At 57.2% G+C, this 12,541-nt stretch carries 11 protein-coding genes; 10 read left to right on the forward strand and 1 reads right to left on the reverse strand.

The annotated features are described in order from the left end of the window. The first annotated feature begins 125 nt into the window (after window positions 1-125). Genes QU667_RS02815 through QU667_RS02830 form a run of 4 tightly spaced genes read left to right on the forward strand, consistent with a single transcriptional unit; the run spans window position 126 to window position 4,565 of the window. Window positions 126-1,523, forward strand: a complete 1,398-nt coding sequence (locus tag QU667_RS02815) for a TolC family protein (RefSeq protein WP_304987821.1) — start codon at window positions 126-128, stop codon at window positions 1,521-1,523. Then, the gene (locus QU667_RS02820; RefSeq protein WP_304987822.1) at window positions 1,520-2,626 is read left to right on the forward strand and encodes an efflux RND transporter periplasmic adaptor subunit; all 1,107 of its coding nucleotides are present in this window, start codon (window positions 1,520-1,522) and stop codon (window positions 2,624-2,626) included. The genes QU667_RS02815 and QU667_RS02820 overlap by 4 nt, the downstream gene beginning before the upstream one ends. Before the next feature lie 15 nt (window positions 2,627-2,641). Continuing rightward, the gene (locus tag QU667_RS02825) at window positions 2,642-3,361 is read left to right on the forward strand and encodes an ABC transporter ATP-binding protein (RefSeq protein ID WP_304987823.1); all 720 of its coding nucleotides are present in this window, start codon (window positions 2,642-2,644) and stop codon (window positions 3,359-3,361) included. After that, the gene (locus QU667_RS02830) at window positions 3,351-4,565 is read left to right on the forward strand and encodes an ABC transporter permease (protein WP_304987824.1); all 1,215 of its coding nucleotides are present in this window, start codon (window positions 3,351-3,353) and stop codon (window positions 4,563-4,565) included. Before QU667_RS02825 ends, QU667_RS02830 begins: the two co-directional genes overlap by 11 nt. Before the next feature lie 64 nt (window positions 4,566-4,629). Here the strand turns inward: QU667_RS02830 and QU667_RS02835 are convergent, their stop codons facing one another. After that, entirely contained in the window at window positions 4,630-4,974 is a 345-nt protein-coding gene (locus tag QU667_RS02835; RefSeq protein ID WP_304987825.1) for a cupin domain-containing protein, read from the reverse strand. Window positions 4,975-5,093: 119 nt separating this feature from the next. On the opposite strand from QU667_RS02835, the gene QU667_RS02840 reads away from it, so the two are divergent. From QU667_RS02840 to QU667_RS02865, 6 genes are all read left to right on the forward strand, one after another. Beyond that, complete coding sequence (locus QU667_RS02840) at window positions 5,094-5,852, forward strand: YdcF family protein (protein WP_304987826.1); 759 nt, start codon at window positions 5,094-5,096, stop codon at window positions 5,850-5,852. Next, window positions 5,849-7,195 (forward strand): MATE family efflux transporter, encoded by a 1,347-nt coding sequence (locus QU667_RS02845; protein ID WP_304987827.1) that lies wholly within the window; start codon window positions 5,849-5,851, stop codon window positions 7,193-7,195. Before QU667_RS02840 ends, QU667_RS02845 begins: the two co-directional genes overlap by 4 nt. A 171-nt stretch (window positions 7,196-7,366) precedes the next feature. After that, window positions 7,367-7,516, forward strand: coding sequence for a hypothetical protein (locus QU667_RS02850; protein WP_304987828.1), 150 nt, complete (start codon window positions 7,367-7,369; stop codon window positions 7,514-7,516). Between the two features lie 25 nt (window positions 7,517-7,541). Next, entirely contained in the window at window positions 7,542-9,053 is a 1,512-nt protein-coding gene (locus tag QU667_RS02855; protein ID WP_304987829.1) for an AAA family ATPase, read from the forward strand. A gap of 2 nt (window positions 9,054-9,055) precedes the next feature. Continuing rightward, window positions 9,056-10,171, forward strand: a complete 1,116-nt coding sequence (locus tag QU667_RS02860) for a hypothetical protein (RefSeq protein ID WP_304987830.1) — start codon at window positions 9,056-9,058, stop codon at window positions 10,169-10,171. A 167-nt stretch (window positions 10,172-10,338) separates the two neighbouring features. Next, window positions 10,339-12,540 (forward strand): SEL1-like repeat protein, encoded by a 2,202-nt coding sequence (locus tag QU667_RS02865; protein WP_304987831.1) that lies wholly within the window; start codon window positions 10,339-10,341, stop codon window positions 12,538-12,540. Window position 12,541 lies beyond the last annotated feature (1 nt).

Here is a 12,541-nt window from a genome sequence, read left to right on the forward strand (position 1 = left end):
ATCTGACGGATTTCATTTTATCAGCGATTCCTCTAAGCGAAAAATAACAGCGTTTTAAGAAAGACATAGCGCCCCTGCGTTAGCATGGGCGCATTGTTATATGGATCTATATGGAGGCAGCGTTTATGTATAAAGAGGGGTACAGGCGGCGTGTATTTGCCGCATTTGTACTGAGCACGGCACTCGCTCTGCCGATGACTGCGGATGCGATGAGCCTTACGCTCGCGGAGGCGATCCATACGGCGCTCGCCGCGAACACGGGACTGCGCGTCACGCAGACGGGCGAGCGGTCTGCCGATGCCGCAGTGAAACAGGCACGCGGCAGAAACAGCATCGCAGCGGAGGCATCCGACACCCTGCGTACGAGCAAGACACGGGATGAGGATGTGCAGACGAGCAACGCGCTCGCACTTTCGGCGCGTCTGCCGCTCTACAGCGGCGGTGCAAATGAGGCGAATATCGCAGCGGGTGACCTCGGCGCACGTGCGGCGCGTCTTGCCACCGAGCGTGCGCGTGAGGATCTGAAATACGAGGTGACTGCCGCCTACTGGGATGCCGTGGAGGCAGGCAAAAAGATCGAGGTGCAGCGCGACACCGTGAACAAATACGACGCGCACCTAAAGAATGTCACGGCACTCTACGAGGCGGGAGCACAGGCGAAGATTGACGTGCTGCGCTCCTCCGTGGAGCTGTCGAACGCGCGGCAGGAGCTTATTCGTGCGGAGAATACCTATGAGGTGAGCCTCGCAACGCTGCGGAACCTGTTGAATATCAGCCGTACGGAGCCGCTGACACTCACGAGCGAGGTCGCGTATCAGCCGTTTGAGAGCTCGGTGGAGGACTGCATTTCGTACGCGAACCGCAGCCGCCTCGATCTTGCCGAGGAACGGATGAAGGTGCAGCAGAAGGAGCTTGCCGTCGAGAGTGCACGGGCAGGGAAGAAACCCACCGTCAGTCTCACGCTCGGTACGGGCCTCTCCAGTCAGTTTGAGCCGCGTCATGATACGAGCGCGGACGTGTCCGCCTCCGTGGGGGTCAGCTGGAACATCTTTGACAGCGGTGTCACGCGCGGAGCCATTGAGGCGGCGGAGGCAGAGCGTGACATTGCCCTGCTGACGCTGAAAAAGGCGGAGGAGACCATCGACCTGAACCTCCGCAAGGCGTATCTCAATATGCGCGAGGCGGAGCAGCGGTTTACCGCGACGGGAGACGCGGTGCGTCAGGCGCGCGAGGACGATCACATCGCGAATGAACGCTACCGTGCGGGCGAGGGCATCCTGCTCGACATCATCGACGCGCAGACGGCGCTCAGTGCAGCGGAGACGAATGCGATCAGCGCGCGCTATGACTATGCACGCTATCGTGCGCAGGTTGAGAACCTGATGGGGGCAGAACTGACGGACAGCGAGCGTGCAGCGGCGGAGGGGCTTCCCGCCGTGACTGCTGAGGAGCGTGCGGCAGCGCAGGCGGCGTACGCAGAGGCAGGGACAACGGCAGCCGCGCAGGGGGAGGCGCAGGAATGAAACGCAGGACAATCATCGGCATCGGCGCACTGGCGGCGGTGCTGGTTGCGGGTGGTGTGTATTGGTACATGGAGTCGAGCGCGGCGGAACAGATGGCACAGGCAGTTGAGACTGTGGAAGTGCAGCGCATGGACATCAAGTCGACCGTTGAGGCAACAGGGACGATCCGCCCCGTGGACTCTGTGGAGGTCAGCTCCAAGATCACAGCACGCATCAACTCCGTTCTCGTCAAGGAGAACGATGTCGTTACGGCGGGGCAGGTGGTAGCGACCCTCGACGGCAAGGACTACGAGGCGAAGCGCGACCAGGCGCAGTACCGCGTGACGAATACGCGTGCGAAGTACAACCGCATGAGCTACCTTGAGAGCATCGGCGCGAAGTCCAAATCCGACCTTGAGGATGCGGAGTACAACTACGATACGGCGCAGTCGACGCTTGAGGAGGCAAACTCCGACGCAAGCGAGACGATCATCACCGCGCCAATCTCGGGCGTTGTCGTGGGCGAACCGAAGACGGCAGGGACGATGGCGGTGCAGGGTTCGGACAATCCGACCGTCATTATGCGCATCGCCGATCTCTCGAAGAAGCAGATCAAGGCGAAGGTGGACGAAACGGACATCGGCAGCATCCGCCTCGGGCAGACGGCGACGTTTACCGTCGATGCCTTTACGGACAAGAAATTTACGGCGCGCGTCTCGAAGATCTCGCAGACCGATGTGACGAACAGCTGGGACACGAGCTCCTCCTCCTCGTCCGCCTCATCGGGGACGAGCGTCATTTACTACTATGTGACCCTCGATGTGGACGATCCGGAGAATCTGCTCCTACCCGCGATGACGGCACGCGTCGTTATCAACACGGCAGATCGGAACGATGCGCTCGTCGTACCGCTCTCCACGCTCAAGACGGACGCAGCGGGCTCCTATGTCCTCGTCCTGCAGGAGGATGGCACGCAGGAAACGCGCTACGTGGAGACGGGCATCTACAGTGATGAGTATGTCGAGATCCTTTCGGGGCTCAGCGAGGGCGAGCGCGTCGTCAGCACCTACACGGCAAAGATCGTCCCGATGAGTATGCACGCGGGCGGCCCGCCGCCGTTCTGATACGGGGGGATTTCGATGGAACAAAAAGAAATGCCCTCGACCATCCATCTGCACGGCATCCGCAAGCTCTACCGCATCGGCGGCGAGACACTTGCCGCGCTCGACGGCATCGACCTCGACATTCGGCGCGGTGAGTTTGCCGCGCTTATGGGGCCGTCGGGCTCGGGGAAATCCACACTCATGAATATCCTCGGCTGTCTTGACCGCCCGAGTGCGGGCTCGTATCTGCTCGACGGCGCGGAGGTGGCAGGGCTCGACGATGACGCTCTTGCTGCGACGCGCAACAAGAAGATCGGCTTTGTCTTTCAGAATTTCAACCTGCTCCCGCGCATCTCTGCGCTCGACAACGTCGCCCTGCCGCTCGTCTATGCGGGGGTGGGGCGGCGCGAGCGCACAGAGCGGGCGCAGGAAATGCTCGCTGCCGTGGGGCTCTCTGACCGTGGGGCGCATCTGCCGAATGAGCTTTCGGGCGGACAGCGGCAGCGCGTTGCGATTGCCCGCGCCCTCGTGAACGATCCGCACATCATCATGGCGGACGAGCCGACAGGCAACCTCGACACGAAGTCCACGCAGGAGATCATGGACATCTTTGAGCGGATGCACGAGAAGGGGCACACGATTATCCTCGTCACGCACGAGCCGGAGATCGCCCTGCGTGCGAGCCGTCAGCTCCTCGTGCGCGACGGCAGAATCACGCGCGATGAGGGGAAGGGGGTGGCGATGGATGTTGTTTAAGGAATGTTTCGGCATGGCGGTGAACGCCCTGCTCGCGAACAAACTTCGCTCTCTCCTTACCATGCTCGGCATCATCATCGGCGTGGGCGCGGTCATTGCCATGGTCTCCATCGGCATGGGCGTGCGTACGAGCGTCGCGGACTCCTTTGCGAGCCTCGGTTCGAACATGCTCATCGTCATGCCCGGCTCTGCGAACACGGGCGGTGTGCGCGGTAAGGCGGGCTCGCGCAAGTCGCTGAAATACGACGATGCCAAGGCGATTGAGAGCAAGATCAAAGGGATTGACTACGTGTCCCCCTCGGTCTCCGGTGCCTATCAGGTTGTGAATGGGAATCTCAACTGGAATACGACGGTGGAGGGCGTTACGCCGGAGCTGATGCAGATCCGCTCACTCAAGGTCGAGAACGGGTCGTTCATCACCGCAAACGATATGGCAAAGCGCAGCCGTGTCGCCGTGATCGGTCCGACCGTCGCCTCGAATCTCTTTGGCACGGAGAACCCCATCGGCAAGAACATCCGCATCCACAATCAGCCGTTCAAGGTCATCGGACTGACGGCGGAGAAGGGACAGTCCATCGGGCAGGATCAGGACGACGTGATCTATATCCCAATCACGACGGCACAGGAGCGTATGCTTGCCATTACATACGTCCAAGCCATCAGCATACAGGTATCGAGTCCCGAGCGGATGAATCAGGTGCAGGCAGACGTTGAGAATCTGCTGCGTCAGCGCCATCACATCCGCGCAGGGGCGGAGGATGATTTCACCGTTCGCAACATGACGAGCATCATGGAGAGCTTTACGGAGAACACGAATATGATTACGCTGCTCCTTGGCTCCATCGCGGGCATCTCGCTGCTCGTCGGCGGCATCGGCATCATGAACATCATGATGGTTTCCGTCACGGAGCGCACGCGCGAGATCGGCATCCGCAAGGCGCTCGGCGCGACCTCCTCGAACGTGCTCATGCAGTTCATGATCGAGTCTATGGTCATCGGCATTGTCGGCGGCGTGATCGGCATCACGCTCGGCGTTTCCCTCTCCAAAGCAATCGGTTCGTTTGGCGGGCTTACCACCACCATCGAACTCCTGCCGATCCTCGTCTCGTTCTCCTTTGCCGTCGGCATCGGACTTTTCTTCGGCATCTACCCCGCCCGCAAGGCGGCGCGGCTCGATCCAATCGACGCGCTGCGGTATGAGTGAGATTCCTCAAAAAATGCAAAAGCCCACAACGGAAATACTCCGCTGTGGACTTTTTTGTTCGGGTTTACTTATTGATAATCAGCGCCATAAAGACGAGATCCTCGATCTCGGAGGCGTTGGCGATGGCGTGTACCTCGCCGTCTCCGCAGAACGTCGTCGTGCCGGAACCAATCTCGATCTCCGTGCCGTTGTCGTTGTAACGTGCACGCCCCGAGAGAATGTGATAGGTCTCCGTGTTGCCCTCGTGCTTGTGTACGCCCATCGATGCGTGGGGCGGAATCGTCACGCGTGCATACATCGCACATTTGCCATCGAGCTCGGTCGGGCTGAGCAGCTTCTGAATGTGGATCGTACCGTTGCCGCCGAAGCGCTTCTCGGCGTCGATGTGCTCGGATTCGATGATTGCCATAAATGAACTCTCCTTTGTAATTCGACACAGATTCTGATAGAATGGGGATGCGAAGCACGCAGTAAGACGTGTCTTGCTATATTCTAAATATTCGCGATGGAGGCGTATTTTCCTTTTTTATGATCTATATTTTGAAATTCGGTGCGGCGTGGATTTTGCCGCCGGGGATTTTTATTCTCGCAATGCTCGGGATTGCCGTCTATCTTTGGAAAAAACGGCATCAACACCGTGCGGCGGGGCTGCTCGCCGCCCTTTCGCTTGCGCTGTATCTGCTCTCCATCGGAGCGGCTGCCGATCGTCTGATGGGAAGCCTTGAGCAGACGTATGAAGTGCCGACGCATCCCGAAGGAGATGTGATCGTCATGCTCGGCGGCGGAGCGATTGCGGATGTGCAGGATGTGGACGGTATAGGGATGCTCGCACAGAGCCCGTCCTCGCGGCTTCTCACGACGCTGCGGCTGCATCGCCTCTATCATTTGCCGATTCTGCTCTCGGGTGGGCAGGTGTTCAGCGATACGGGCTCGGAGGCGGAGATTGGGCGGCGCGTCCTGCGCTCGCTCGGCGTGTCCGATGAGATGATCTATGTCGAGGGGCGCAGTCTTACCACGGGGCAAAATGCACGCTACACGGCGGACATCCTGCGGCGTGAGGGATTTACACATCCGATTCTCGTGACCTCGGCGTTCCACCTGCCGCGTGCCGTGCTCTATTTTGAAAAGGAAGGGATTGCGGTGACACCGTATCCCGCCGACTTCATGGTGAGCGGAAATCCGCAGCTCTACCTTATCAAATTCGCGCCGAATGTGAATGCTCTCTCTACGAATACCTATTTCCTCCAAGAGAAGCTGCGGATCTTCGTGACGAGGTATCTCGAATGACAAAGAATATGACGGAGGGTGAGCCGGCACGGCTCATCTTCTTTTTCGCCCTGCCGCTCGTTGCGGGCAATATGATGCAGCAGCTCTATGCCTTTGTCGATACGCTCATTGTCGGGCGGTTCCTCGGCGTGGAGGCACTTGCTGCGGTCGGTTGTACGGGCAGTCTGATGTTCCTGACGCTCGGTTTTATCATGGGATTTTGCACAGGTGTGACGATCTATACGGGGCAGCGGTTCGGCGCAGGGGATATGGCGGGGGTACGGCAGAGTGCGGCGGCGTGCATCCTGCTCGGCGTGGTGGTGGTGCTCACGCTGACGGCGATTGTCCTGCCGCTGACGCGGACACTCCTCACGCTGATGGAAACGCCGCCCGAGATCATGGAGGGGGCGTATGACTTCATCTCGATTGTCTTTGCAGGGCTTGTGATCTTTCTCCTGCTCTATCTGCAAAACTGTCTGATTCGTGCGCTTGGTGACAGCAAGATGCCGACGATTTTGCTCGCCGTCACGCTCGGGATCAACATCACACTCGAACCGGTCGCTATTCTCGTCCTCGATTGGGGCATTCCGGGAGCAGCAATCGCGACGGTCGTATCACAGGGGATTGGAGCACTCATTTTTTACGCCTATATTCGCCGACGCGTGCCCGCACTCCATACGCGCCGGGCGGATTGGAAGCCGAACACCTCCGTCCTTATGGCGCACCTGCGGATGGGGCTGCCGATGGCGTTCCAGTCCTCCGTCATCGCCATCGGTGCGATCATCCTTCAAGTCGCGCTGAACAATCTCGGCGCACTTCCCGTTGCGGCATATGCAGCGACGCAGAAGATCGACGCGGTCGCCGTCATGCCGATGCTCTCGTTCGGCTATGCGATGGCGGCGTACACGGCACAGAACTATGGCGCACAGAAGTATGAGCGCATCCGCATGGGCGTGCGTGCGTGCCTTCGGATGTCGATTGCATTCGCCATCGGCATCGGCATTCTCCTCATTGCGTTTGGGACGCACGTCCTCGCGCTCTTTGTCGGGACGGATGCAGCGGGGGCGGAGGAGGTCATCGCCTACGGGCAGACCTATCTCATCGTCAACGGTTCCATGTACGCATTTCTCGCGACATTGCTCGTCTATCGCAATGTACTGCAGGGGCTCGGACAGAGCGTCATTCCAACCATCGCGGGCGCGTTGGAGCTCCTCATGCGTGCTGCGGCGGCGATTTTCCTCTGTGCTCCTTTGGGCTTTCTCGGCGCGTGCATGGCGAATCCGCTCGCGTGGATCGGCGCAGGCATCCCCGTCGTATTTGCCTATTTTTGGACGGAGAAGACGTTGCGATGCGCTTCGTCCTAATTGTTTTCTTTTTGCCACATATATTTCATCAAAAAAATCGCCTTGCATTTGCAGGGCGATTTTTTGTATATCATGTGTCTTTACGGGGGGGGCACAAGTGCTATTATATAAGACGAGAGGAATCTGTGGATAACTTGTCGATGCGCAAGGATCAGAGAAAGGATGGACATCATGGCAACGCTGAAAACAATTGAGTTCATGTGTACGCACTGCGGGAAGAAGGAACGTCGGAACAATACGATGGGACGCCCGCAGCCGGGGAAATGTCCGCGCAAGCCGGGCAATCAGCCACATTCATGGGTGGTCAACCGTACGATGTAAGGCGCATGAGAAATGAGGGAGCATCATGAACGATCAGCCGATATTTCGCAGGGAACTGGAACAGTATATGGATGCATATTTGCCCATTCTCTATGTCGATACGCTGGAGAACGGGAAAGTGCAGGATATTCTCGCTGAGCTTGCGGCGCAGAAGGGGCGCGGCATTATCAAATGGAGTTTGCACAGCGGATATGAGGACGCGGGCGCGGGGCTTCGCTATTCGTCGCCTCTGAGCGGAGCACTTGACACCGTTCTGTTGGATAAAAACTTCGCACGTAAGATTCTCGTGCTCGAAGATGTTGCGGGCGAACTCGAATCTCCTGCGATTGTTTCGCGTCTGCGCTGTATTGCCGAGCGCATCGCGGACGGTACGATGGACGATTGTACCGTCGTGCTTATCTCACCGCTCGGCACGATTCCACGTGCACTTGAGCCGTATATTACCCTGATGAGCATGGACTTCCTGAGCCCCGAGAAGATACGGGAGCACATTCTTCATTTTCTTGCGAGCAACGATATGCCTGCCCCCGTGGAGGAGCTGCTTGACACCTTTGCGATGCACCTGCGCGGGCTGAGTGAAACGGAGATCGACAACATCCTCTCACTCGCCGTAAGCGACGACGGACAGCTCGATGCGAGCGATCTGCCGATGGTACTCCGTCAGAAACAGCAGATGATCAAGAAATCGGGCATCCTTGAGATGGTGACGGTGAAGGAGACCGTCGAGGACATCGGCGGGCTTCAGAATCTGAAGGACTGGCTGCGGACAAAGGCACAGATCTTCCGCGACGTGCGCCGCGCGAAGGAGTTCGGTGTGGACATTCCAAAGGGCGTGCTCATTGCGGGGATGCCGGGCTGCGGCAAGTCCCTCACGGCAAAGGCGGCGGCGAGTATGTTCGCCGTTCCGCTCCTGCGCATGGACATGGGGCGGCTCATGGGCAAATACGTCGGTGAGTCCGAGGCGAATATGCGCCGCGCTCTCCAACTGACGGAGGCAAGCTCGCCGTGCGTCCTCTGGATCGACGAACTCGAAAAGGCGTTTGCGGGGGCGGGAGCGCAGGGCGGCAGCTCCGAGGTGACGACGCGCCTCTTCGGCAGCTTCCTCACATGGATGCAGGAAAAGGACAGCCTCGCCTTCGTTGTCGCCACAGCGAATAACATCTCGCATCTGCCGCCCGAGCTCATGCGCAAGGGGCGTTTCGATGAGATCTTCTATGTGGACTTCCCAAATCAGAGCGAGCGCGAAAAGATCATCAGCCTTCATATTGGAAAACGGCGAAATTCCGATCTCGCGAAGATCGACGTTCCTGCACTCGCACGCAAGATGGAGGGATACTGTGGCGCGGACATCGAGAGTGTCGTGCGCGACGGCATCGAGGCGGCGTTCGTCGCGGGCAAGTCGCACGTCACCACCGAGGATCTGCAGGCGGCAATCGGACGCACGCATCCCATCTCCGAGACGATGAAGGATGCCATCGAGGAGATGGACAAGACCTACAAGTCCAAGAAATTCACGAACGCATCACGGGAGGAGTAGGGATGGCACGCGACATACATCTGGAAGGACTTCGGACGGAGGAATCCAAGGGGCTTTTCTCCCTTGCAAAGGACATGATCTCCTCGTGGATGGAAAAACCGCAGGAAAAGAGCACAGCGGTCTGGCTCGGTGAGGAGTTCATTCAGCGCGTCGGCGGCATGACCGCAGAGGCGGCGCAGGAACTCAGCTCCTCCATCATGGACGGTGTCGATCAGTTCACGGAGAACATGAACGCCATCGAGGAGACCTATCGGAGCGGTGGGACAAAGGAAACGTGGTTGCAGCAAAAATTGCTCTCTGTGCCGGGCGCGACCGAGGAGGAGCGTGCGCGTTATCTTGCCGAGGCGCAGGTGGCACTTGCGGCAGGCAACAACGAGGTATATGCCGCACTGCACAGCGCGGAGCAAAGCGCAGACCTAAGGCTTCCCGCCGCCGTCGAGGAGCGTGTCCCCGATGGAGCGGGCGGCGCATCGTGGCAGCCCATCCCCACGCAGGTCGTTGCACAGGGCGTTGCCGAACAAGCCGTTCTTGCAGGTGTCGGCGGCGCGGCACTCGATACGGGACTGACCTATGCTGAGACACAGGACGGTGAGTCGCTCAATACGGGGATTGATCTCGGAGAGGAGCCGACCGGATCGGAGACCGATCGCAGCATCAAGGCGGTCGCGACGGGTGCGCTCTACGTTGCTGTCGAGCGCGGCATCGTTCCGTTCCTCAAGAAGGCGACGCCGCTGCCCGTGCTCACGAACATCGCCTGTTGGGGTGTTGAGGGCGTACGCACCGCCGCGCAGGTGTTCAGCGGGAAACTCAGTGTTGCGGCGGCAGTCGACCGTGTGGGACGCATCGCCTCCGCCGCCATCGGCGATCTCTGCTCAAAGGGCATCGGTGCGCGTATGCTGTCTGCAATTCCCGTTGTCGGTCCCGTTCTTGGCATGGCGGTCGGCTCTGCGATCAGCAGTCAGTCGGGCAAGAAAATCGCCGCTGCCGTTCATGCCGGCTTCAAGATCATCCAACCTGCCGTAACCACCGTCGCCGAGGGACTGCACAAGGTCGCGACGAAGACCGTGGAGACCGTGAAGAGCGGACTGAAAGCTATCGCAAACTTTCTTGGATTTTAAGACAAAATCGGGATGCCCCTAACGTCACGCTGCGCGTGCCACTTCCCACGCTTCGGCGGAGAAGCTGATATGCCGTAGTCGAAAAGCCTGCCCCGCCGCAGCGGGGAAGGGAGATCATGCGCAGCATGGTGGAAGGGGCGCTTCTTGTAATATGTGGAGGAAGCATCATGGCACGAAAGGTGAAATTCCCGCTGGAGCTGAGGGACGGCTATCTTGCACGCAGCAATATCGAGGAGGTACGTGCGCATTTTGATCTCGAAAAAATCATCGCACAGTTCCACAACGGCAGACTGAAAATCTGGCTCGAAGATCACTACTTGCCGGAGATGGCGGAGCAGGTCGCAGCGATTGACGGCGATGCCTCCGATCTTGCCGCGCAGCTCTGCGCCATCCTCGGTGTCGAGGGCGTTGCCACGGAGAATGTGGACAGCAACCTTATCCAAAGACGCGAGGAGAAACGTCAACGGCTCAGTCAGTACACCACGAATCCCATTCTCTGCGACATGGCGGAGTTTGCTGCGTTTGAGCAGAGTGATTTGGACAGGCTCATCAAGGAGGGGGCACAGGAGATAATTCTGTGTAAAGAGAATTTTCGCATCCCATTGAACGTGAAGAACAAGACCTATCTCGGTGTCGGGAATGCCGTCGCTGTGATCGACAGCAAGACGGCAGTCGATTTTGAGACGCTCGGGATTCGTTTTGTCGATCTGCCCTTTGATGAAAAGTATCGGGAAGCCGTCGCGGACGAGCCGCGCAGATACTTCGAGCAAGGACAGCAGTACGAGGAAAAGGGAAAGGATAAGAAAGCCGTCGAGTGCTATCAAAAGGCAATCGACCTCGGCTGTGACGATGCCATTTTTGCCCTTGCGGAGCTTTATGAAAAGCAGGGCAACGAAGAGGATATGATTCGCCTTTTGGTGAAGGCGGGGAATCAGGGCAATGTTGCGGCGATGGAGCGCTTAGAAACACATTTTGAGGAGGTTGAAGACTATAGAAGTGCGATATGGTGGACAGAAAAGAAAGCAAAACTCGGTGATGCTAATGCTATGTGGTGGATGGGGATTCGTTATCGGGACGGTGAGTGGGTTGAGAGAGATTTAGAAAAAGCGTTTGAATGGTTTCAGAAATCGGCAAAGGCAGAAGATGCCAATGGAATGTGCCTTTTAGGAGACTGCTATCGTGACGGTAAGGGAACGGGGCACAATATAGAGGAAGCGATTCATTGGTATGAGAAATCTGCTGCATTAGAAAATTCTTATGCCATGTGGAGACTCGGGATGCTTTACGATGCGGGGAATGGCGTTCCGGAGAATCCTGTTCTAGGTGCAGAGTGGTATCGTAAATCTGCCGAGGCAGGAAATGTACAAGGAATGTACTATTTAGCCCTTGATTATGAGTATGGTACTGGTGTAGAGCAGGATGATGCGGAGGCAAAGAAATGGTATCGCAAAGCTGCCGATGAAGGCTATGCTCCTGCACAGCGGCGCATAGGGCGTTATTATGCTGACGAAGGAAAATATAAAGATGCAATGCGTTGGTATGAAAAGGCTGCCGAGCAGGGGGACGGCGTATCCATGAATCGGATTGCTCTTTTGTATTCCAACGGAAAAGGAGTGCGACAGGATGCAAAGAAAGCCTTTGTATGGTTTCAAAGGTCAGCAGAAGCAGGCTTTGGATGGGGAATGTCCAATTTAGCAAATTGTTATGATAATGGTGACGGCGTTCAGGAAAACTTTGATTTGGCGTGGAAATGGTATGCCAAGGCAGCAGGTGAGGGGATAAGACCCGCAATTAAATGGATGAATGGACATATCATCAACGCTCATGTTATGGCAGAACTGTGTTCCGTCATGATTCTGGGGCGTTTGAAGTCGGGGAAGATTCTGTGGGCTGCCAGAGGATATTTACAAGGTGGATATACTTATGGCATAGAACCAGACCTTGTATCAAGTGATGAATGGATACAAAATGGGATTATCGAGAGAGAAGAAACTGTTATAGGTGGAGCAAAAAGCGTGAATCTTTTCTCCGCTGATGAGGAGATGATTTTTACCGATAAAGGTTTTTATATTCGTGATGATAGCGGAAACGCAAAATGGACACCATACCAAATTATAGAGGATGTGATATTCCTCAATGAGGGAAGGTGGTTTTTCCAAGCCACTCTCACAAATGGAAATACGACAGAGTTGAGCGCTGTTTATGATTGGGATGAAAAGACCGGGTTAAGCGGTGTCAGATTGTTTTTGTTGTTGATGGCACGTCTTATCGGTGACTGCGAATACGAATTCACCGATGAGGAGATGGCGAAACTCAGCCTCGTTACCCTCGAATCCTTGGAGAATCGCCCTATCACTGCTTATCTGTAAG

Origin of the sequence: Selenomonas dianae (assembly GCF_030644225.1) — a bacterium.
GTDB classification, from domain to species: Bacteria; Bacillota; Negativicutes; order Selenomonadales; family Selenomonadaceae; genus Centipeda; species Centipeda dianae.